Here is a 21,578-nt window from a genome sequence, read left to right as displayed (position 1 = left end):
CGGTAACCGAAGCATCGCGTATAGAGCATACCTCCCTTTTGATTGATTCGGGGTATGCGTTACGGGAGCTTTTGCCGGACTTAGCGCCCAGATGCTAAAAACAGATGGTCAGAAAGGAGGTGGCTATTCCAGTGGACTGAATCAATTAGGACGCATTGATTCGGGAATGGAAACCCTCATGGGGATGAACGGGGACTTCACCATAACGATTGAATTAGCAGAGGAATAATATATCACGGAGGATCAAGTACTTGTAGAACCTATTACTCATGTTAAAGCTAAAAAAGGCGGCATTGCTCATGTTAAGTAGTATCGGAAAACCAACCAAGGCCCCTCAAGAACTGGTAAATGCACCGGATAAAACAGGAAGCCTGCAGCAGAACGGATTATCCGTTGTCACATTCTGCTTGCACACACAAGGTAGAAAGGGAACGTACTTTCTGAAAGATCATCTGCTATTGTTCGTGAAGTCAGGTATCTATACGGTTCGCTTCAGAGACCGGGAGTATACCGTTCGGAGCAACGAAATGGTGTTTCTTCACAGATCGATTTTGATAGAGTACGAGAAATCAGGGGAAGCCAGTTCTGAGTACATGTTAGATTATATGATGTTTTTCCTAAATGAAAAATTGTTAGAGGAATTTGTCAAATTTGCGGGGTTAAAGTCCATTTATCCCGTGAACGATGTTGTTCCGATATCCATTATTCCAGTTAACGAACTCATAAGAACTTATTTCGAGTCGTTACAACCTTATTTCGACGTGCCTAGCCATGTCAGCGAGGGATTGATAAAGGTAAAACTGATGGAACTGCTGTTCCATCTAACGAATTCGAATGAACGTTTTTTATACCAACTGTTGGTTACCGAACTTACCACATCAGCTTCAAACATTATGAATGTACCCGAGTCCGCATTTATCGTTTTGGTCAAAGAAAATGAGCCTGAAAATATTGGTTTTTCGGGGAAGCTCTTGGCTGATCGCTAATGTTCGAGAATGAAAATGGCACAATTCATTTATAGAAGACTAAAGAAATTGCGCATGCTGTAAGCAAACAAATTTAATGAGAAGGTGGAACTTTAATATGAAAGCCAATATTATGTATGCTGCCGGTGATGTTCGCGTAGAAGAAATCCCCGTTCCCCAATTGCAAAAACCAACCGATGCCATTTTGAAGGTGGTGGTCGCCTGCATTTGCGGAAGCGATCTGCATCCGTATCACAATATGCATGCCCATGAGCATGGGGAGGGCGAAGCCATGGGGCATGAAGTGATTGGACGAATTGAAGAAATGGGTTCGGAAGTCTCTGGTTTCAAGAAAGGCTATCTGGTCATCGTGCCTTTTGCCGTTGGAGATAACACCTGCCCATTCAAATGCGGGAATGGGCGTTTACGGGGCGCTGGATTCGGAAGAGACCATTGATTGGCAGTTTGCCGTGAACGTTCGCGGTCCGATCAATGTCATGCGTAAGTTTCTGCCGCATTTCCGAGCAGTCGGTGGCGGCATGTTCATCAATATCAGCTCTTTCATGGGCCTCACGACGGCAGTTCCGCTGGGTTCCCTGTACAACATGTCCAAATTCGCGCTGGAAGGCTTGACGGAAGGGCTCTATTACGAGCTGAAGCCGCTAAATATCGAGCTTCGCCTCATTGAACAGGGCGGTTCTTCCGGAAACAATTTCAAGAATAACATCCGCTGGAACAAAGAAGAGAAAATCAAGGTTTACGACGGGCTTATGGATAAACTTCTCACGATGATGAATAACCCTGGCAAGCTGGACGATCCGCAAACCATCGTTGACGCCATTGCGGCCCAGGCAACCGGAGAAAGCAATCAATTCCGTACGGTCGTTGGTGAAGCTGGCCATAACTTGCTGAGGCTACGGAAATCGGTTCCCATCGAGCAATACCTGGAAACGATCGCGCAGGGTTTTAATTAACGTGGCGTTCATCCGCTGCGTATGACTTTTCGAGAAGAATCGGAAAGAACGTCCATCCTATAAAATAAAGGAGGGCCTCAAGTTGTCGAGAAAGTCTCGTCAGCCTGAGGCCCCACTGTCGCTACATACATACATACATACATACATAGTGGTGGTGTAGGAAGCTAAAGGGGCAGTTTCGCATAACGACCCTCTCCTAATAAGAAATGAGTTAAAATATGTTTTGTGCAAACATGCAGATTCTCGTGTGAAAAGAGGATACTACAAGATGGACTTTTCAATAAATCTTTATGAAAGACCAGCCAGATCCGGCAATTCTATTATACTAAAGATTAATCAAATAATAAGTTCGTCGACAGGTTCTTGGTTTACAGAAGATGTCGTCGAGGACACATAGAAGGATTTAATTTTCCAAGATTTATTTTGTATTGAGAGGAATGACGGACAAGTCCTATCATTTTTAATTATACGAGTGCAGAAGGCTCAATTTCTATAACGTTAATGGGCACCGATCAAAATGTCTTGTGATATAGAAACAGGTCAATTGTTACGTGCTCTTGCTAGTTCAAAGCGAAAAGGCATATTTTTAGAACTTGGAACTGGAGCTGGAGCTTCAACAACATGGATATTAGATGGAATGGATACGTCGTCTCGATTGATATCCGTTGAAATGGACGAATCAATACAGAACATTGCAAGATCTTTTATTGATGATGAGCGTGTACAGTTTGTTACGGTAGATGGTGGTATTTTTATTGAAGAAAGTAAAGGAAAGAAGTTTGATTTTATTTTTGCTGACACTTGGCCAGGTAAGTATTACTACTTGGAAGAGACTTTGGCGATGGTAAACTCTGGAGGATTTTATATAATTGATGATTTGAACCCGATAGACTCATGGATTGCAGGTCATGAAGAAAAGGTAAAAAACTTGATAAGAACTATGCGAAGTTTAGACGATTTTCAAATTGTTGAACTTAACTGGTCGACGGGATTACTCATAGCAACTAGAAAATAAGGATAAACGTTAAGCTAACGGGCAACGATAGTTGAATCAAACACGACGGCAGCCGGTGATCGGCTGCCGTTTCCCATTGAAGTAACTGGCAGAATCTGTGCTAATGAATCATTAAAACAACTAATGCTTTTTGAATTGTATGAGCCGTTCGCCCCAAAAATAAAAACCGCTTCTCAAAAAAGAGGGAACGGTTTTATATTGCTAATTTGACACTTAGTATTTTTAGCAGGGAAAAACAACACATATAATGTGGCACATCATATAAAAACCCTTGATACACACGGGATATTCCCTCATCATATACATATGTACAAAATACGGGTTTTGTGAAGAAGTGATTAAATCAATAAGTTATCAAGACTTTGCTGGTTAAATTTTAAGGTCACTGTACTTGCTTATTTAAGAACTATTACAACTATTCGCTACTCGCTTTGTATGTCTGTATTCAACTTGTTCTGCCACATGCTCAGGCATCAGACCCATTATTTATAGTTACGCGCCAGGAATCTGGTTCAGCGACTATTCAGATTTACTGGCCATTTACTGGCCCAAAAATACCCCTGAAATACATTGGTAAATCCAATGTGTATTCCAAGGGTATTAATCTTGAATGTTGCAGTCTTGTTTCTGTGACTAAATATTATACTTAGTCGGTCTTTACTTTTTGATAATCATGTCTATCTAAGCAGCATTGCTCAAGTTTTTCACTACCTCTTGGCTGTACTTTCTTTTTGTAATGAAGTAGAAACTGAGCTGGAATACAAAGTATACGGCCACAACTATTGTCGTATTCTTCATGAACTCACCCAATACATCGGAACCGCTGACTACATTGGTTATCAAATAAATGAAGCAATAGCCAAATATGCTTCCAAGGAACAAAGGCACAAAGAATGTGATCAGCAGTTCTGTGGATACGACAGCCTTAATTTCCTTATTGCTGATTCCAATCTTGTACAGCTTGCGGAAAAAGGTTGTTGCATTTCTAAGTTCCGTATACTGTTTGAAATACAATACCATTCCGCCTGCGATGAAGAATAATACACCGATTAAGGAGGTTACAAATACAAAGAGTGAATAATTCTTTTTCAATTCCTTAAATGCGTCAATTTTGGAGGCTACCGGGAAAAGCTGGCTGCGTTCGTCCTTATCGGACGCCTTTAAGGTATCTTTTAGCTGCTGTACCAGCCCTTCTGTTTGCTTCCAGGATTTAAAATTAATCCCGTAATGCGTCCCTACCGCGCCGGTGCTTACCTTGGCCTGCATGTTCTCAAAGTCCTGATTGCTAACTACAATGCCCGAACTGGTTGGATAGGAACTGGCCGTAGCAAACCAATCTCCATGATAGGACGCCTTCACCTTATATTTAAAGGTTTCTTTACCGTCTGTAAACTGGATATCCGCTCCCTGATCGATGCCTTGTGTTCCAGGCTCCCAGGCCGTAATAATGTTGACCGCTTCCCCCGCATTGACTTGCAAGGTCTCACCCGTCAGCGTTTGATACATTTCTTGCGATATAATCGGCTTCGTCTTCAGCACATCGTATTTGCTGCCTTCCAAATTCATTTGCAGATTCAAAAATTGCGTATTGATGATGCCTTCTAATGGATCAGAAGACTGCTTCATGAGCTGTTCTAACTGTGCCGCTTCGATGTTGTGAATACCGGCCACGGAAACAAACTCAATATCGAATTTATTTCTTTCAGCAATAGTCTCGGACAGTTGGAGAAGTGAAAACGGAGACGCCACCAGAAAGATCGTCATTCCGCTTAAAATGCTGAGGATAAACATAATACGTTTGTTCTGATTAAATTTATGATTGATTTCGGTAATGGAAAGAATATGGTGATAATAAAATTTCTTGCCCTTCAAGAAGGTGATGATTGTATTGCCCAAATTTGCGATCACCATATAGATGCCGACAAAGCTAAGCAAAATATAGGTTATGATCATGAACGGGTTCGTATTGAGGCTTTCATTATTGGATATCACAACCAGGAATACGATGGATAGGAGAACCAATGCCACACCTACGATCCCAAGCTTCGCGTCATTCTTCTTAGCCCGGTTATCCTGCTTGCGGGAATCCTTCATCATATCTGCGATGTCCAATTTCCCGATTTTCAGGCTTGATATCGTCTGTGACACTGCAAAAATAATTGTAAATACGACCGCAGTAACAACAAAGCTTTCCACGCCAAGGGAATACGAAATACCTTTCAGATCCAGCAAATCAATCGCTACGTTTTGAAACAGTCTGGAGAAGATCGTTCCGGTAATGATCCCGACAATCATTGAGGATATGCTGATAATTAAATTCTCAACGGCGATAATCTTTTGCAGATCATTTTTGTGCATTCCAAGCGACATGAAGATGGCGAATTCCTTGCTTCTCGACTTGATAAAAGAGGATTGGGCATAGTTAATGAAAAATATCGAAAAGAGTGTAAGGGCAGCCAAGCTGAGCATAAAAATAATCTGAATGACATCCTCTGTTGCACCTTCCCGTATACTTTTGTTAAACAACAAAGCTGCGTAGAGGAAAAAAATAGTGATTGCAAAGGTGCTGCATATAAAATAGGAGAAAAAGTTTCTGACATTTTTTTTGAAGTTTTTGATGGTTATATCTCTAAACGTCATTTCTTTCCCCTCCAATGATCGCCAGACAATCGAGAATCTGATCAAAAAACTCCTTTCGGTTCCCGTTGCTGAAAATCTCCATGCAGATCGCTCCATCTTTTATAAAAATAATTTTCTTACAAAAGCTTGCAGCGAAAGCATCATGGGTTACCATCAGAATGGTGCTGTTTCTTTCCTGATTCATCTTCTCTATGCATTTCATTACCGCATTGGACGATTTGGAATCCAGGTTACCCGTAGGCTCATCGGCGAAAATAATGTCCGGATCATTGACCAACGCTCTGCTGACAGCTACCCTTTGCTGCTGCCCGCCTGAAATGTTATAGGGATATTTGCCGCCAATTTGATCGATGTCAAAAAGCCTCATGATCTCTTCGCTCTTGGCTTCCATCTGCTCTTTGTCCTTTTTATCGAGGATCATCGGCAGCATGACATTTTCTTTCAGAGTCAGACTGTCCATCAAGTTAAATTCCTGAAAGACAAATCCAAGATGTTTTCTTCTAAACAATGCCATCTCATTTTTATCCAGGGATGTAATGTTTTTTCCCGCAATATAAACCTCTCCATAGCTCGGCTTGCCGATCCCGCTCAAAATATTGAGCAGTGTCGTTTTGCCGCTGCCGGAAGGCCCCATGATACCGATAAAATCGCCTTCCTCCACGTTAAAGCTGACGGATTCCAGAGCTACTGTAGCATTATCCCCATTCTGAACACCATAGACCTTCTTGATTTCCTTAACTTCCAATACGCTCATGGTTACATCTCCTTTTTGTCGGACGATTATAGCTTTATTGTAATTGGCTGCTAATGGTTTATCCATTCATTTGGGTTACGCTGTCTTTCGATTTTGTAAGGTAATTAATCCTCACTTCAGTACCTTGATTTACTTCTGAGGAGATTTCCAGTTTGTGGCCCAATTTCTTGGCGATTTCAGAACAGACATACAGACCAATGCCTGTTGCCTGGTTATGGGTTCGTCCATTTTTCCCGGTAAAAAACGGCTGGAACACCCGCTGCAGATCTACCTTTTCGATTCCAATCCCTTCATCCCTGATCGAGAGGACAACCTTTTCGTCCCACTGCTCAATGCGGAAATGAATCGTTTTGGTCTCGTCTTTAGAGTCCGAATATTTAATCGCATTGGAGATGATCTGCTCAAGCATAGCTGTATTCCATTTGCTGTCTGTCATGACCATGACCATGTCATAATCGCATTCCACGACAGGATACACGTTATTGTAGATATATTGATTTCTCTTGCTGTTGATGATGCTTCTCAGAGAGTCCAACAGGTTCACATTCTCGGGATTATAGTCCCGGGTAAAATGCTCCAGCCGGAATATCTTCAGAAGCTGGTTCAGCATGTTTAAAATCAGTTCTTTTTCTTCCTCAATATGCTGCATCGCAACATCATCGTTCAATTGATTCATTTTGTAATTCTGGAGAATGAGGTCGATCACCGACAAAGGAGTTTTCATATTATGTATCCATTGCGAAATAAACTTGTGCGTATTGGCGGCCTGCGACTTGACCTCATAGATTTTGTCCTGAGAGCTTTGGTGAATGCCGCGGATCAGCCCGATTACAGCTTCCTGCTCGCACGAATAACTCTTTTCTTCAATTTCGATATTTTCTGTTAATCTCTTAATTTCTTTATTGGTAGATGCGTACTTAATAAATCTAAAGCACATAAATATGATAAAGAGATAGAAATAAATGCTGAGCAGGTACATTAACTGAATGTTATTGCTGATAAAAGAATTGCAGTACACGCTCACCAAGATATGGCTGATGAAATAGATCAATGTAAAATCAAGATGATCCCTCATAAACTCTCTGACCAGCTTTCCGCTCATTGAAGAGTCCCTCCCATTGCAGCCGTATCAAAGATATAGCCTACGCCTCTTTTAACTTTGATGACATCGGTAAATCCCAGATTAAGCAGCTTGCTTTTTACCCGGGTTACGTTAACGGTTAACGTGTTGTCCACTACAAAATGAACATCATCCCACAGCTCTTCGAGCAGTTCTTCTCTGGTGACAATCGTATCTTTTTTCTCCATCAGTTTCTTAAGCAGCTTGTATTCATTCTTGCTGAGCTCTTCCACTATTCCCTGATAGGAAATGCTGAAATTCCTGTCATCCAAATGAATCGGCAGCGCTTCTTTTTCCGTTTCCGGCTTGTTGGAATACTCTCCATAGCCTCGTCGTAGAATCGCCATGATCTTGGCCAGCAGCACCTGAATGTTGAGGGGTTTGATGATATAATCGTCGGCCCCCAGTTCCATACTCAGCACCTGGCTTGATTCCTCATCTCTTGCGGAAATGATTATGATGGGCACTGTGGTTTTCCTTCTGAATACCCTGCAATAATAAAACCCGTCATAGTACGGCAAGTTAAGGTCGAGCAATACAAGCTGCGGCGCCTCTTTTTCAAAGATTTTTTCCACCTGCAGAAAGTCCGCAACCTCTACGACTTCATAACCATACTTCCTCAGGATGTCCGTCATCAGGGATCTGATTTTGATATCATCCTCTACAATCATGATCTTAAACATAGATGTCCACCCCTCATCCCGATGAAAGCGAGCGACCGATAGTTAGGATGCCTCTGCCAGCTTGGACTCGATAAAACCGATGATCGTCTCAATGCTGGAGAAATGTTCATGAATCAGCTCTTCGGGCAGTATAATAATTCCAAACTTCTGTTCCAGCCTGGACACCAGCTCCAGCAGTCCCAGAGAGGTAATCAGCCTAGATTCAAAGATATCGGTACCCGGATTCAATTCTTCCCTCGGTATCCGGGTTAGCTCCGATACGATCATTGTAACTTGTTCTTTCGTTTCCATATACTAATTTCTCCATTCATGGGTTATTTGTAATACGAATCAAAAACATGGGCAATCGTCCGGACAAAACAAGACCCCGTATCCGTTACAGCAATGCAGGGAGTATCCACTCCATGAAGCAGCCCATCCTTCTCCAGCGTTCTTAACACGGCAAGCTCATCCTGGAAAAAAGTATCGAAATCCACGCCGAATCGTTCACCTATAGCGCTCTTATCAATTTGGAAGCTAGCTAAAAGATTTTTCTGGATAACATCCTCCCGGATTAAATCCTCCTTCGACAAGGAGTGTGTTCTCTGCGTCTCGAGCGGAAGCTTTCCGTGGTCCAGATAGTCGTAGTAGCGGTCCATTTCCGAAACATTTTTATAATAGGTATTGCCGATTTTACTGATAGCCGACTTTCCAAGTCCCAATAACTGCTGGCTGGTCAGTTCGGATGACCCCATGAAATCCCTGACTACATTCTGCCCGGTACGCTGCTTATGTTCCCTTCCGCTGGTGCGAATGAAGGTATCCGTGCCCATTTTCTCATAGTCCACAGATAAGAACTGATTGGCCAGATCGAACAAGAGGGATTTGATATAGTTGTTGGGCAGGCTGAGATGATGTATTTTACGCTGCATCGGATAGATCGCCGGATAATGGGCATACGGGTAAATGACAATTTTATCGGGTTCGATCCGCATGACCTCCTGAAGCGTCCTTTCAAATTCACCCAAGCCTTGAAAAGGCAGGCCATAGCATAAATCGATATTAACAATGAAACCTAGGCTTTTTGCCAGTTCTATGATTTCCCGCGTGTCGTTCAAATCACAGTCCCGATGAATGGCTTTCAGAACTCTTGCATCAAAATCCTGAATGCCAAAGCTGATATAATTAAAGCCCAAATCTCTCAACAGCCGCAGCTTCTCCCCGGTTACAATCTGTTTATCGGGATAGGCTTCCATCTTGATTCTGGCCGTTTCCGAAATGTCCAAATGCTCTTGCATTACCCCATACAACCGCTCGATCTGCCGCATATTCATATACGCCGGAGTTCCACCGCCCCAATGCATATGATGGACCTTAAGCTTGCGGCTGCGGCCGGTTAGCTTGTACGACAGCTCCTTGTCCAAATAATCTATATAGGTATCCTTGTCCTCTTCCTTCGCGCTCAACACCCTGTCACAGCAGCAGTAGTAGCAAATGGACTTGCAGAAGGGAATATGCACATACACCTGTGCGTCTTCCATGTGGCGTAATGCCGGGGCGATAATGTTTTCATCTGCTGGATCTCTCCAATAGCTGTCTACCGGATAACTCAAATACAGCGGAAGATTATGTTCATTATACTTTTGCGAAAGATAAGGCAATCTATTTACATCAATCGGAATCATCAGATCTTTCCCTCCTTGCAGTGAATATCCAAGCCGCACATCGTCTCCAAAATATCAAGCTCTTTCTGGCATAAGGTCTCCATGATTTCATAGTGGAAGGCTCCCCGTTCACCCAGTAAAGCAATGCCCTTGGTCCATTTAATCAGATCATTGCGGATGATCAGCCAACCGTCGATGATTTGGCCAAAGATGGAGATGGCTTCACACTGCTCCGCAAAGATTCTTTCCATTCTGTATTTCTCCGCTCTCTTAAAATCAATAATGGCATTCAAATTGCCGATCAGCCGGGAGACAGACCACACATCCAACTCCCGTAGCAGCCCGGAATAGCTCTCTTTGAATCGGGTCACCGCGCTTAATCCGTCCAAAACAGAGTGTCTATGCTGCTCATAATTCCGGATCAGCTTTCTACGGTCGTGCTCTGCTTCATATCGATAAGGTTTTTGGAAACTGGGAAACTCGATGAAAGTATAAGGCTCCTCCGCCGACATTAGATGCTGCTGATAGCCTGAATAACTGTTCAGCAAATCTGTTGCAGACAAGGTACGCTCCTTGTAATTCAGGGCATCCTTGTGACTGTGCTCCAGAATGTAAAAGTGATCGTTCACCTCGTCATAACCATATACAAGCAAGGTGTGCGCGATATGCTTTTTGAGATAAACATCTCTTCGTCCGGGTTCATAGAAGCTGTCTACCCATAGAATGAACAGGTTCTGCCGGTCAAGCCCCTCAACCAGCCTCTCCGCAAGAGCTGTCCCGCCGAGGGATTTTTCAAACAGGACCGATAACTGTAATTGCTGTAAAATCTCCTCCGGCCTTCTGGATTCAATACAGTTCGCAGCAAGATACTCATGGCCATGCGCAGATTCAAGTGTGTATACAAAAATATCATTGCTGAGAAACGAATTAATATTCCGGTCAAAATAATGCACGGCGGGAAACAACGAGTTATACAGGCAGCTTTTATAATATAAATCATTAAACGGCATGGGCTTGAGCTTGAGGTCATGTTTGGTATGGGTTGAGGTCTCCCTTACTTCGGGTTCACCAGTTTCCTCCATAAGCCTGGCCTGTGCTGCGACAGTAGTGTGCGTTATCAAATCATCATATGAAAGAGGAATGCCACTCAGATGAAGCTCGGTATGCAAAGTAACGGCTTCTATGGAGGTTCCTCCGATATCGAAGAAATCATGGTTTATGCCTATATTGACCAGGCCCAATACCCGTTCCCATGCCTTACAAATCGTCTGCTGCAGCGAATTCGAGCAAGGTGTGTATTCCGTATCCGTGAGGATCGAATCCAGTGAAACCTCCGGCAATTGCTTTTTATCCACCTTGCCGTTCTGATTTAACGGAAATTGTTCCAGCATAATAAACACAGAAGGAATCATGTAGGCCGGAAGAACAGCTTCCAAATGCTTCCTAATGCCGCTGATTTGAACCGTTTGTCCAGCAGTCAGATAGGCGCATAAATACTTGTCTGCCTTGGCGTTCTTTGGGACTACAACCGCATCCCGGATGGCAGGGTAATTCAGCAGTTGTTTCTCCACCTCTTTGATCTCCACCCTGAACCCTCTGATTTTCACCTGGTCATCGCATCTTCCGAGAAATTCGATATTTCCATCGCCCTGCATTCTTCCCAGGTCGCCTGTTTTATACATCCGATCCACAGCCGGGTTTCTAAACGGGTCCTGCATAAAAGCTTTTTCCGTTTTGCTGCTATCGTTGATATACCCTCTTGCCACGCCAATCCCGCCGATATACAGCTCTCCAATTTCCCCATCCGGCACCGGCTGAAGCGCCTCATCCAATATGTAAAAATAGTTCTGGTCTATCGGTTTCCCATACGGTATGCTTGTCCATTCTTCTTTGACCTGTTCGACGGGATAATAGATGGACCAGACGGCAGCTTCCGTAGCCCCGCCAAGACTGGTCATCCGTGCCCCCGGAAAATAGCGTTTGAATGTTCTCGCCAGCTCCAAAGGTATCCAGTCCCCGCTCAGAAAAATATGCCTCAGATCATATTGTGCATAATCCTCTTCCCGGTTCATCAGATCACGAACAAGATAATGCAGCGTTGTCGGAACCGAATTCCAGAAGGTAATCCTTTCAGCAGATAACAGATTCCTCAGCTCGTCCGGGTTCGTCACATGTGAATTCGGGCAAATAACAATGGTTCCTCCGGCAGCCAGCATGCCAAAAATATCATAGACGGACAGATCAAAGCACATAGAGGTAACGAAGAGGCCTCTGTCACTGCTGTTCATCTGCAAGGTTGTGTTGACCCAACGAATTAGATTGACGGCGGAATGATGCTCTATCATTACTCCTTTAGGCATACCGGTAGATCCTGAGGTATACATAATATAGGCCAAATCTTTTTCGCTTTTCGGTATGTTCGGATTATGAGTCTGATCTGCACACCCTTTTGTCTCCTGCAGATTAATACGAATAGGGACATTCGCTTGCTCATCACTCTCTACAATCACGGCCATCGCACCGGAATGGTTCAAAATATAGTTCTTTCTGTTCAGCGGATATTCGGGATCAATGGGTATATACACCGCACCGCATTTCAAAACCGCCAGCAGAGCAACAATCATATTCATATTACGATTAACAATGACACCTACATGATCATTCACTTGGATTCCTCGGCGAATCAATTCGTGAGCAAGCGCATTGGCGTGCTGATTCAGCTCCAGGTAGGTCATAGATTTGCCATTGTACCGGACCGCGGGATGCTGGGGCAATTCGTCCACTTTATCTTCAAACAATTGATGAATGGTTGCATTGCTTCTCACCGGCATCACCTTCCGGGCATGGATTCTAATGACTTCTCTTGATATAGCTGTTCGATCAGTTGAACCATCTCTCCCAGCACCGTGCAGCCGATCAGTTCATTGACATGCTCTTCCATATTAACGCCCAGCTCGTTTTCGATCATGGCGACAATCTCCACAATCATTACCGAGCTGATCGCCAGATCGTCTTCAACCGACAAGCCGGGATGCATATCTTCCCTATCGAAATAGCACACGCTACCGATAATCTCAAACAGCTTTTCCTGCACCGAAACTGCCCCCTCTTAGTTAAGCTCTATGCTAGAGCATATTTCGAAAGATTTCTTTTAATTGCCGGCGGTCAATCTTCTCACTGCTCCCGGTTGGAAATTGCTCGAATACATGAACCAAGTCAGGAATCATATAATGGGGTAAAACCACCCCGACCGATTGCTTCAGCCCTATCACCGATATTTGTTCACCCGGACGCAAAGTAAGGGCGGCACAGATAATCACATTGCCGTCTTCATCCTGCACATCCACCACCGCAGCCTGAGCTATACCGTCCATATCATGAAGCACACGCTCGATTTCAGGCAATTCAATTCGGAAGCCGGAGCGTTTTACCAGGCTATCCTTTCGGCCAACCAGGACAAAAGCCCTTTCTTCATTAATCCGGACCATATCTCCCGTGTGGTACAGCCGTTCTCCCCGATGTCCAGGTACCGGACTGGTTCGGAAACACTGCTCCGTCAGCAGCGGATTGCGATAATATCCTTTCATAACAATAGAACCTCTTACGCACAGTTCACCCTCTTCGCCTATACCGGCGATTCTTCCCTCAGGGTGGATCACCACCACCTCGGTATTCTCGCAAGGATATCCAATCGGCACAGGGGTGTCTTTTACACTTTCCTTGTCCTTTACGGGATAGTAAGTGCAGACATTCGTTTCTATTAATCCATACAGGTTGTAGAAGGAAGCTTGCGGCAACAGCTCCATCGTTAATCTCAAATACTTCGGCTGAAATACTTCACCGGCAAATAATACGTTTTTTAGTGAAGCCAGCTCTCCGGGGACTAGTCCGGCGTATTTGATAACAGCGTTCCAAAGGGACGGCACGGAATAGATCCAGTTGATTTCTTCCCGCTTGATCGCTGCCGCAAAGAGAGACGGATTTTGAATTTTGACGGCAGGCAGGATAACAAGCTCTGCTCCCACCGCAACCGGCACAAAAATATCAAACACCGACAGGTCAAAATGAAACGGCGCAATGCTTGCAAATCGGTCCTTGGCGTCCGGCTGAAAATAATTGCAGCACCAATCAATAAATGTTCTTGCATTTAAATGGCTGATCATCACACCTTTGGGTATGCCCGTGGAGCCTGAAGTATAGAGGATATAGGCCAAATCGTCGCTAATTGCCTGTTTTCTTATTTGATAGAGATACTGGGGCGTTAGGTTAGGGATAAAATGCACATATTGCTGAAAATATTCCGTGCTTGACGAATAATCGCCATCGACCACAAGCACATGAAGAGACTTCAATACTTCTACCTGATGAGAGTCAGCTCCTTGAATAAGCTTCATTAGATTCGCTCCGCTCGTAATCAGAAAGCGGGCCTGACTCTGTTCCAGAATAGACAAGGTCCTGTTGACGGGAGAATAGTAGGAATCCAGCGGAATATAGGTCCCTGCCGTAAACAACACGCCGAACATGGCGGCCACTGCATGCTGAGACTTGTTCAGATAGATGGCGGCGATCTCCCCGGTCTCCATCCCCATTCCAATCAGCGTATCGGATAGGACTACACTTTCCTCCAGCAGTTCCCTGTAAGTCAGTTCATGACCTTCGTACCTCAGTGCGGGATGATCCGGACAGCGTTCTGCTGTATGGCATAAATAATGCTGCAATAAGAAATCAGTCATAAAGCTCCCCCAGATGGTCCAGCATGATTTTCTTTTGCATTTCACTTGTCCCGGAGTAAATTTTCGCAGCCAATGAATCTCTCATCTGCTTCTCCACCACGCTTTCCTTCACATATCCATAGGCTCCCCATATTTGAACGGCATCGAGGCTGTTCTGCACCTTGGACTCGGAGGTATGAAGCTTCAGCATGGAAGCCCTGTACATTTCGCGGCGGTCCTGGTCAAAATCCTCACAAACCTTAAAGAGCATGAGTCTGCTGGTTTCTATCCGTATTCTCATATTAACGAGCTTCTCATAAACGCCTTCAAAAGCGATGATTCTTTGATTAAACTGCTTCCTCCGGTTGGCATACTGATAGACTTCCTCATACTGCTGTTCCATCGCTCCGACATGATAGGCGCTGACCATGATTCTTTCCCACAGCATCGCTTTGAAGAAAATGTCCATCCCATGCCTTTCGCGTCCAAGCAGCCGGGCGGGCGGAAGCTGGCAGTGATTCAGTATGACTTCGCTCATCGGACTGGTTCTCAGGCCCATTTTCTCAAAAACTTGCCCAATGGCATATTCATCAAGCTGCTTTTCCAAAACAAAAGCGGAGACATCCAGCATCGGGATTCCACTCTTGTGCTTACCATATACAATAAGGACATCCGATTCCGGAGCCAGTGTCGCAAAGGTTTTGACCCCATTTAACAAATAACCATTCTGGAGCTTCTCAACGGTTGTGGTCATCGCGGAGGAATCGGACCCTGCACCCGGTTCGGTGATGACGCTGCTGCCGATATACCTTCCTTCAATAATCGGAGTTAAATAGTTCTCCTGCTGTTCACTGGTACCGAATAGCCACAATGGAACCTGAGTAGCCGACATTTGGGCGCATACGGAGAAAACCAATCCCTCGTCCCTGCATTTCTGTGCCAGTGTTCGAATCGCCAGTGCTGTTGTGAGCATCCCCTGATCACTTCCACCGAATTGGGCTGGAAAAGGCAGCCCCAGTAATCCGGTTTCCGCCAGCCGCGCCCACTTATCCCTCCTGAATGTGCACTGTGCATCATCTGCATAAACCCCATCATTCAGGTACCGGTCACATAATTCCTCCATCAAGCCGCAAATTTGCTTTTGATCCTCGGTGACACTGAAATTCACGATAAGCGCCCCTCAAGCTTCCGAATTTGATAAATCTCCGGCCATTCCTCTGACGATGGTATCGTTTAATAAAAATTGGCTTTCCGCGGGAATCCCTTCAGCCGCCCATTGTCTGAGTATGTTTTTCTGTACCTTTCCGGATTCTAATACCGGCAATTGTGATACGAAATGCACCTGGTCCGGCACTTTGTAATTCGCGATTTTACCTCTGCAAAACGCCTTGATTTCTCCCTCGGTAATCATCTCTCCCGGTTTTGGAATGACAAATGCGACCAACGCTTCTCCCAGAATTTCATCAGGCTCCCCGACGACCGAAACGTCCTCCACCTTTTCAAAGTTTAATACGCATTCCTCGATATCCACCGGATAGACGTTAAAACCGCCCCGGATCACCATATCCTTGATTCTTCCGGCAATACAAATGTTGATCCCGTCTTCGTAATAGCAGGCAAGATCCCCTGTGTATAACCAGCCCTCCTCGTCTATAACCTCATTCGTTTTCTCTTGATTTTTATAGTAGCCCTTCATTAGGTAGCCTTTAATAGCCAGCTCCCCGATTTCGCCCTTTGGCAGCTCGTTCCGATCCCTGTCCACGATTTTCACCTGAAAACCTTCAATCGGCCTGCCCACCGTGTTCAGTCTGACATCCTCAGGATCATCCAGTCTGGTCATTGTCACCAGACCCGTGGCTTCAATGATTCCGTACGCATTAATAAGGGTGCATTGGGTCATTTTCTCGATAGAGCGGGCTAAATACGGGGTACACAAGGAGCCTGAAACCACGACCTTTCGGAGCTCCTTGAAGAGATACGGTTTGCAATAGGGCATAGCCAGGATCAGGCTCCACATGGTCGGCTGGGTATGAAACAGATTGATATGATTTTTGGCTACATGCGTTAAAATATCATTCGGATTAAAATTGGATATCCATTTCATCGTAATACAGGAGACAAAATAGACCAGTACAGCATTGAAGCCCTGCGCCGCATATAACGGGGCAATCGAAAATCCGATATCATCCTTAATGTCCAGCAGCTTCCCCCCGTAATAGGAGGTTTCTATCAAATTCCGATGAGTGATCATGACGCCTTTGGGGTGACCTGTTGTCCCAGAGGTATATCCCAGAATGGCAACATCATCGGGGTTAATCGCTTCCAGCTGCCGATCACGGAAGGGCAACCCGTTTGTTTTCATCAATTCGGAAAATGCAATACTGCCTGCCTGCGGTTCATCTCCCAGAACGATATAATTATTGATGTGGGTCAGATGCGGATGAAGGTCGGACAACAAAATCTGATCGTAGTTAAAGATGCCCAGCTTGTCCTGGTAAATGATCGTTTCAGCATCAGAGTCCACAAGAACCCTTCTGATTTCGTCCGGCTCGTATCTCGTGCTGACAGGCACGATCCATGCTCCGATTTTAAAAAGCGCAAAATATACGTACAGATACTCAAGGCAGTTAGGCATAAGGACCGCTACCTTATCGTCTTTCTTCACTCCCAAGTCCAGCAAATTTCCGGCAATCGTGATCGAATACTCGTATAATTGTGCAAACGTGACTGTCTGATGTTCAAACACAACTGCCGCTTTATCGGGATAGCCGTCTTTTAACGTGTCGAGTACACAATCTATCGTCAAGCGCTCATACTGGATCATTATTGCTGATCTCCTTTTAACCTAAATAGTTTAAATCAAAGCCTTCGAAATACTTCACAGCTTCTTCTTCATTCAAAATCGCGCCGATACAGCCCGGCATTTTTCTGGGGCGCTGCATCGCCGTCATAATATACTGGATATAGTTGAAATTGTTGGAGAACGAACGGATGCCAATGGCCTGCATGATGATTCCAATAAATGCGCTTGGAGCCAGATTGGTATTCATCATTTTGTCCGTGAAATCCGGAAACAGGGCTGCCTTCAGCTTTTCCACACATACGAACAGAAATTTCTGCATCCGGATGAAGATATAATCCTTTTCCTTTTGATAGAGCTCATCGGCATATACAAGCTGTTGGTTGAGGTAGAATTCTGCAAGAATCGGAGCCTTTAATTTCATATAGCCTTCCAGATCAAACGTAATGTTATTAAAGACATCATAGAGTACGACCGTGTAATGGATGTCTTCCTTCCCTATAAAACTCTGCAGGCCTGTTAGGTACAAATTGCCGTTGCTCGCATAGATGTCTACAATATCTTCTTCGTAAAATAATCTGCTGCCCGTATGTTCTTCATTTCTATACATAAAATAGGAACTATAAATGCCGCTCATAATCTCAAAAATATGAAAACATTTAAACTTATCGAATCTGAGCTTTGCTGCCAATTTTTTATCAAAAAGCTGGCCTTCGAGCTCCTCTTTCAATTTATGCTCCAAATATTCCTTGGAACAGAGAACACCTTTACCACCGTTAAAAAGGTCGTCTACTGCCGCTTCCTCAATGATTCCGTCCCGGTTGACCGTGAGATGCACCATAAAGGATAGCGACACATCCTGCTTTCTCATTCTCGTAATATCTCTTTGCCAGCCAATAATGCGGACTTTTCCATCCTCATCCGGCTGCAGAGTCGTTCCCCTTGCCCGGATCATCGGAACGATCTTATCCGTACAGGAATAATTTCCGTAGGCTACCTTTTTCCTGATCTTTTCTTTATCCGTGTATTCTTTTACGATCAATTGGGGAGTTGGAAAGTTCATTGTGGTCATCCCTGGATTCCTCCCTTACCATACTATGTATGCCGCCGCATAAGTTAAACCGCAAGCACTTCCTAGCAGCAGGATCGAATCTCCCTTGCCGAGCAAGCCCTGCTCCTCAGCGATGCAGAGCCCAATAGGGATATTGGCGCTGCCCATATTGCCGTTCTCGGGAAAGGTATTTACCGGAAACACCTTATCCGTTCTGACTTCCAATTTATTCAGCAGTGAATTCGTAATATTACGGCCTAATTGGTGGGAGAAAATATAGTCAATCGAGTCTTTGCGGATGTGATTCTCATCCAAAAACTCATACACAAAACCCGGCATATCCCGGATAACGTTGGCAGCTATCCCCCGGCCATCCGCCCAGCTCATAAAATCCATCTCGTCAAACCTGGCAGCCGGCATACTGATTTTAGGAGAGACATAAAGGGAAAGCTCCCAATCCGTGTTGTTCCTTTGTTCACCGTAGTATTGAACGGATTTCTCGCCATTGTCCGCAGTTAGAACCATGGCGGCGGCACCGGCACCGGCAAACAATAGATTCATTTTGTAATCCGCTTCTTCCAGATTTCTGACCTTACCGGAAAATTGGGAGGCCTCCAGCAGTTCCAGCGGATTTTCGCTGGTTACGATCAGAATATTCCGGTATTTCCCCGAATGAATATAGAGGCTGGCCAACTCCATCGCTTTTAGAAAACCATTGCAGGTATCGTTGATATCATAGTAATTCCCGGCGGTCATCCCAATCTCATGGGCTAAGATGATGGAGTAGGAAGGCTCTCTGAAAGGATTGCATACACCGACAAATAACAGCAAATCGATATCCTGTACGGATAGACCTGCCTTAATAATGGCTTCCTTCGCTACCTTTGTTGCCATTTGTACCGAACTTTCTTCGCTGTAACTCACAGAGCAGGAGCGGGTCTGAATCTCCAGGAAATCAAGTTTTCTTTTACTTCCGTATACTAGCTGCTCCAAATCTTCCACCGGTAAATGCTGAAAGTATTTCTCAGCAAAAAGGTCAACAACTTCCTCATTGGTCATTCGACCCTTGGGAATATAGTAGGATAATGCCCGTATAGACAGATTCAACATGGTCATGCTCCTTTCGGAAAAAAATGATTAATTGCCAACCTGAGCTTGACCGCCAAGGCTTTTATACTTGGTAAATAGATCATAGGCCTCGCCTAATGTCCGCGTCATTACTCTGTCCTCGGCTTTAAATGCTACCTGATATTCTTTTTCCAGTCTCAACATCACATTGACCAATGATAAGGAATCAACGCCCAGCTCAAACAACAGATTGACATCCTTGGTCAGCTTGATGGTATCAATCCCCAGATATTCCGAAAAAATCGTTTGGAACTGCTCAAAGGTTAACGGTTGGTCCATGTCATCACCTGCTAACGGCCATATTTTGTTTTACTTTATCTATCAACATCGGCACGGCTTCAAACAGATCAGCCACAATGCCATGGGTGGCAATACCAAATATGGGGGCATTCTTGTCCTGATTGATTGCAATTACTGTGTCCATCCTTTTGATCCCTACCGTGTGTTGAATCGCACCGGATAATCCGATCGCGATATAGATTCTTCCGCTGACATTTTTGCCGGTCAATCCGATCTGCCTGGAGTAATCGAGCCACCCCTGATCCACGACCGGTCTGGTAGCTCCAAGATCCGCACGAAGGCAAACCACGAGCTCCCTGATCATGTCCAAACCTTCCTTGCTTTGTATCCCTCTGCCTACTGCTACAATAATCTCGGATTCACCGGAATGATGGATTGCCGCATGGGTCACCACATCCAATATTTTGGTATTCACCTTGGACGGCATTTGAATCCTGGGGTAAATTATCTTTCCAGTTCGATCTGGATCAGACGTACTCGGGGACATGACCCCTTGCCTGATCGTCGCCATTTGAGGTCTGGCATCCGGACAACTCACTGTAGCCATTAAGGCGCCTTCCCTTGCGGGCCGAATTTGCAATAAGGTTCGAGTGGACACATCGATGTCGAGGCTTGTACAATCCGCAGTTAAACCTGTATTCAGTCTGGAGGCCAACCGCGCTGCGAGCGATTTGCTATGTGTCGTAGATGGCATCAATACTATTTCCGGCTTATTGTCAGATATGATCTGGTGCAGAAGCTCCGTATATATTTCCTCGTTAATAGGGTTTAGAACGGGATAATCGATTAAATAGACCTTATCCGCACCATGCCGGATACAGGTGTCGCCATGCCTATTGATCTGATCTCCGATCAGCACGGCAGCAATTTCCGTATCTAATTTCTTGTTCAGCTCAAGGGCGCAGCCCAGCAGTTCATTCAGCACAGGCTTTAGAATTCCGTTACTGCATTCCCCGATAACCATAATGCCTTCGTATTCACTGGTGCGAGTTCTTTCGACTGGCATCTGATCCACCTTTCCTGCCTATACTTTCATTGCGTTCAGGAGCTGATGCACAATATAATCGACTTGCTCGTGCAAGCTATCCCCAGTTACTGTGAACTCTATTTTCCTTTCGGTTACAGCATGCGTTCCTTTAACTCTGGTAGGAGAGCCTGCCAGTCCGCAGGCCTGCGGCTCCAGGTGCAGATCCTTTGCAGACAACCTTGTGATTTCACTGCGGTTTGCTCCCAGAATACCTTTAACTGTGGCCATTCTCGGCTGATTGATTCCTTTGGCTACCGTAATTAACGCCGGAAGTGTCAAGTCCACCCATTCATATCCTTCATCCGTCATTCGCTTGCACAAAATGTGCTGCTCCTCCACGCATATGATTTCGACCACATGCGTGGTATGTGGAATAGCCAGCTTTTCGGCTAACGAAGGGCCTACCTGTGCCGTTTCGCCATCAATTGAATGGGTGCCGCAGATGATCAGGTCCGGCTTTCCTATTTCGATGAAACCCCGTGATAGAACGTTTGCTGTTGCCAAAGTATCACTGCCCGCGAACAGTCTGTCGGTCAAGAGGACGCCTTTATCGGCTCCAAGTGCCACACATTTTCGCAAAGACTTTTCCACCGATTCCGCACCCATGCTCATAACAGTGACGCTGCCTCCCAGCCTTTCCCTGATACGCAGCGCCTCCTCAACTGCAAACACATCCGCCGGGTTGATCATCGGTTCAGACGGATAGGTTTGAACCTGCTTCACACATACACCAATACGCACACCCTCACTCCTTTACCATCCTGAA

General features: G+C 44.9%; 21 protein-coding genes. 5 read left to right on the top strand and 16 right to left on the bottom strand.

Annotated features, from left to right (window positions below):
• The first annotated feature begins 91 nt into the window (after positions 1–91).
• The 5 genes from PaeBR_RS13975 to PaeBR_RS13955 all read left to right on the top strand — a co-directional run bounded on the left by PaeBR_RS13975 (position 92) and on the right by PaeBR_RS13955 (position 2,954).
• Entirely contained in the window at positions 92–229 is a 138-nt protein-coding gene (locus PaeBR_RS13975; RefSeq protein WP_410511191.1) for a hypothetical protein, read from the top strand.
• 40 nt (positions 230–269) lie between these two features.
• Positions 270–986 (top strand): tautomerase family protein, encoded by a 717-nt coding sequence (locus PaeBR_RS13970; RefSeq protein ID WP_410511190.1) that lies wholly within the window; start codon positions 270–272, stop codon positions 984–986.
• 97 nt (positions 987–1,083) lie between these two features.
• Complete coding sequence (locus PaeBR_RS13965; protein WP_410511189.1) at positions 1,084–1,422, top strand: alcohol dehydrogenase catalytic domain-containing protein; 339 nt, start codon at positions 1,084–1,086, stop codon at positions 1,420–1,422.
• Positions 1,343–1,939 (top strand): SDR family NAD(P)-dependent oxidoreductase, encoded by a 597-nt coding sequence (locus PaeBR_RS13960; protein WP_410511188.1) that lies wholly within the window; start codon positions 1,343–1,345, stop codon positions 1,937–1,939. Before PaeBR_RS13965 ends, PaeBR_RS13960 begins: the two co-directional genes overlap by 80 nt.
• Before the next feature lie 517 nt (positions 1,940–2,456).
• On the top strand, positions 2,457–2,954 hold the full coding sequence (locus PaeBR_RS13955) for an O-methyltransferase (RefSeq protein ID WP_410511187.1): 498 nt from the start codon (positions 2,457–2,459) through the stop codon (positions 2,952–2,954).
• Between the two features lie 681 nt (positions 2,955–3,635).
• Here PaeBR_RS13955 and PaeBR_RS13950 read toward each other — a convergent pair.
• The 16 genes from PaeBR_RS13950 to PaeBR_RS13875 are packed head-to-tail and all read right to left on the bottom strand — an operon-like array spanning position 3,636 to position 21,553.
• On the bottom strand, positions 3,636–5,594 hold the full coding sequence (locus PaeBR_RS13950) for an FtsX-like permease family protein (RefSeq protein ID WP_410511186.1): 1,959 nt from the start codon (positions 5,592–5,594) through the stop codon (positions 3,636–3,638).
• Positions 5,584–6,348 (bottom strand): ABC transporter ATP-binding protein, encoded by a 765-nt coding sequence (locus tag PaeBR_RS13945; RefSeq protein ID WP_410515183.1) that lies wholly within the window; start codon positions 6,346–6,348, stop codon positions 5,584–5,586. The genes PaeBR_RS13950 and PaeBR_RS13945 overlap by 11 nt, the downstream gene beginning before the upstream one ends.
• 58 nt (positions 6,349–6,406) lie before the next feature.
• Positions 6,407–7,450, bottom strand: a complete 1,044-nt coding sequence (locus PaeBR_RS13940; RefSeq protein ID WP_410511185.1) for a sensor histidine kinase — start codon at positions 7,448–7,450, stop codon at positions 6,407–6,409.
• A complete protein-coding gene (locus PaeBR_RS13935) occupies positions 7,447–8,151 on the bottom strand; it encodes a response regulator transcription factor (protein WP_410511184.1) in 705 nt (234 codons plus the stop codon). Before PaeBR_RS13935 ends, PaeBR_RS13940 begins: the two co-directional genes overlap by 4 nt.
• Positions 8,152–8,193: 42 nt before the next feature.
• Complete coding sequence (locus tag PaeBR_RS13930; RefSeq protein WP_410511183.1) at positions 8,194–8,442, bottom strand: acyl carrier protein; 249 nt, start codon at positions 8,440–8,442, stop codon at positions 8,194–8,196.
• A 23-nt stretch (positions 8,443–8,465) separates the two neighbouring features.
• Positions 8,466–9,815, bottom strand: coding sequence for an oxygen-independent coproporphyrinogen III oxidase (hemN, locus tag PaeBR_RS13925; protein ID WP_410511182.1), 1,350 nt, complete (start codon positions 9,813–9,815; stop codon positions 8,466–8,468).
• A complete protein-coding gene (locus tag PaeBR_RS13920) occupies positions 9,815–12,619 on the bottom strand; it encodes an amino acid adenylation domain-containing protein (RefSeq protein WP_410511181.1) in 2,805 nt (934 codons plus the stop codon). Before PaeBR_RS13920 ends, hemN begins: the two co-directional genes overlap by 1 nt.
• A gap of 5 nt (positions 12,620–12,624) precedes the next feature.
• Positions 12,625–12,888 (bottom strand): acyl carrier protein, encoded by a 264-nt coding sequence (locus PaeBR_RS13915; RefSeq protein ID WP_410511180.1) that lies wholly within the window; start codon positions 12,886–12,888, stop codon positions 12,625–12,627.
• A 31-nt stretch (positions 12,889–12,919) separates the two neighbouring features.
• Positions 12,920–14,527 (bottom strand): amino acid adenylation domain-containing protein, encoded by a 1,608-nt coding sequence (locus PaeBR_RS13910; protein WP_410511179.1) that lies wholly within the window; start codon positions 14,525–14,527, stop codon positions 12,920–12,922.
• Positions 14,520–15,674: an acyl-CoA dehydrogenase family protein gene (locus tag PaeBR_RS13905; protein WP_410511178.1), complete on the bottom strand. Its 1,155-nt coding sequence runs from the start codon at positions 15,672–15,674 to the stop codon at positions 14,520–14,522. Before PaeBR_RS13905 ends, PaeBR_RS13910 begins: the two co-directional genes overlap by 8 nt.
• 12 nt (positions 15,675–15,686) lie before the next feature.
• On the bottom strand, positions 15,687–17,330 hold the full coding sequence (locus PaeBR_RS13900; protein WP_410511177.1) for a class I adenylate-forming enzyme family protein: 1,644 nt from the start codon (positions 17,328–17,330) through the stop codon (positions 15,687–15,689).
• 16 nt (positions 17,331–17,346) lie between these two features.
• Positions 17,347–18,378 (bottom strand): hypothetical protein, encoded by a 1,032-nt coding sequence (locus PaeBR_RS13895; RefSeq protein ID WP_410511176.1) that lies wholly within the window; start codon positions 18,376–18,378, stop codon positions 17,347–17,349.
• Positions 18,379–18,393: 15 nt separating this feature from the next.
• Positions 18,394–19,467 carry a 3-oxoacyl-ACP synthase III family protein gene (locus PaeBR_RS13890; protein WP_410511175.1) on the bottom strand — a complete coding sequence of 358 codons (1,074 nt, stop codon included), beginning with the start codon at positions 19,465–19,467 and terminating at the stop codon, positions 18,394–18,396.
• 27 nt (positions 19,468–19,494) lie between these two features.
• Positions 19,495–19,764 carry an acyl carrier protein gene (locus tag PaeBR_RS13885; protein WP_410511174.1) on the bottom strand — a complete coding sequence of 90 codons (270 nt, stop codon included), beginning with the start codon at positions 19,762–19,764 and terminating at the stop codon, positions 19,495–19,497.
• A 4-nt stretch (positions 19,765–19,768) separates the two neighbouring features.
• Positions 19,769–20,791 carry an electron transfer flavoprotein subunit alpha/FixB family protein gene (locus PaeBR_RS13880; protein ID WP_410511173.1) on the bottom strand — a complete coding sequence of 341 codons (1,023 nt, stop codon included), beginning with the start codon at positions 20,789–20,791 and terminating at the stop codon, positions 19,769–19,771.
• A gap of 18 nt (positions 20,792–20,809) precedes the next feature.
• Complete coding sequence (locus PaeBR_RS13875; RefSeq protein WP_410511172.1) at positions 20,810–21,553, bottom strand: electron transfer flavoprotein subunit beta/FixA family protein; 744 nt, start codon at positions 21,551–21,553, stop codon at positions 20,810–20,812.
• Between the last annotated feature and the right edge of the window lie 25 nt (positions 21,554–21,578).

The sequence above is a fragment of the Paenibacillus sp. BR2-3 genome (genome assembly GCF_046529485.1).
Classification (GTDB): Bacteria; Bacillota; Bacilli; order Paenibacillales; family Paenibacillaceae; genus Paenibacillus_AQ.
The sequence above is the reverse complement of the archived record's forward strand: the minus strand, read 5'-3'. Positions and strand labels throughout refer to the sequence as shown.

Coding starts and splice junctions, on each gene's coding strand:
- PaeBR_RS13975 (WP_410511191.1), top strand. CDS start 92: ATGCTAAAAACAGATGGTCAGAAAGGAGGTGGCTATTCCAGTGGACTG.
- PaeBR_RS13970 (WP_410511190.1), top strand. CDS start 270: ATGTTAAAGCTAAAAAAGGCGGCATTGCTCATGTTAAGTAGTATCGGA.
- PaeBR_RS13965 (WP_410511189.1), top strand. CDS start 1,084: ATGAAAGCCAATATTATGTATGCTGCCGGTGATGTTCGCGTAGAAGAA.
- PaeBR_RS13955 (WP_410511187.1), top strand. CDS start 2,457: ATGTCTTGTGATATAGAAACAGGTCAATTGTTACGTGCTCTTGCTAGT.
- PaeBR_RS13950 (WP_410511186.1), bottom strand. CDS start 5,594: ATGACGTTTAGAGATATAACCATCAAAAACTTCAAAAAAAATGTCAGA.
- PaeBR_RS13945 (WP_410515183.1), bottom strand. CDS start 6,348: ATGAGCGTATTGGAAGTTAAGGAAATCAAGAAGGTCTATGGTGTTCAG.
- PaeBR_RS13940 (WP_410511185.1), bottom strand. CDS start 7,450: ATGAGCGGAAAGCTGGTCAGAGAGTTTATGAGGGATCATCTTGATTTT.
- PaeBR_RS13935 (WP_410511184.1), bottom strand. CDS start 8,151: ATGTTTAAGATCATGATTGTAGAGGATGATATCAAAATCAGATCCCTG.
- PaeBR_RS13930 (WP_410511183.1), bottom strand. CDS start 8,442: ATGGAAACGAAAGAACAAGTTACAATGATCGTATCGGAGCTAACCCGG.
- hemN (WP_410511182.1), bottom strand. CDS start 9,815: ATGATTCCGATTGATGTAAATAGATTGCCTTATCTTTCGCAAAAGTAT.
- PaeBR_RS13910 (WP_410511179.1), bottom strand. CDS start 14,527: ATGACTGATTTCTTATTGCAGCATTATTTATGCCATACAGCAGAACGC.
- PaeBR_RS13900 (WP_410511177.1), bottom strand. CDS start 17,330: ATGATCCAGTATGAGCGCTTGACGATAGATTGTGTACTCGACACGTTA.
- PaeBR_RS13895 (WP_410511176.1), bottom strand. CDS start 18,378: ATGACCACAATGAACTTTCCAACTCCCCAATTGATCGTAAAAGAATAC.
- PaeBR_RS13890 (WP_410511175.1), bottom strand. CDS start 19,467: ATGTTGAATCTGTCTATACGGGCATTATCCTACTATATTCCCAAGGGT.
- PaeBR_RS13885 (WP_410511174.1), bottom strand. CDS start 19,764: ATGGACCAACCGTTAACCTTTGAGCAGTTCCAAACGATTTTTTCGGAA.
- PaeBR_RS13880 (WP_410511173.1), bottom strand. CDS start 20,791: ATGCCAGTCGAAAGAACTCGCACCAGTGAATACGAAGGCATTATGGTT.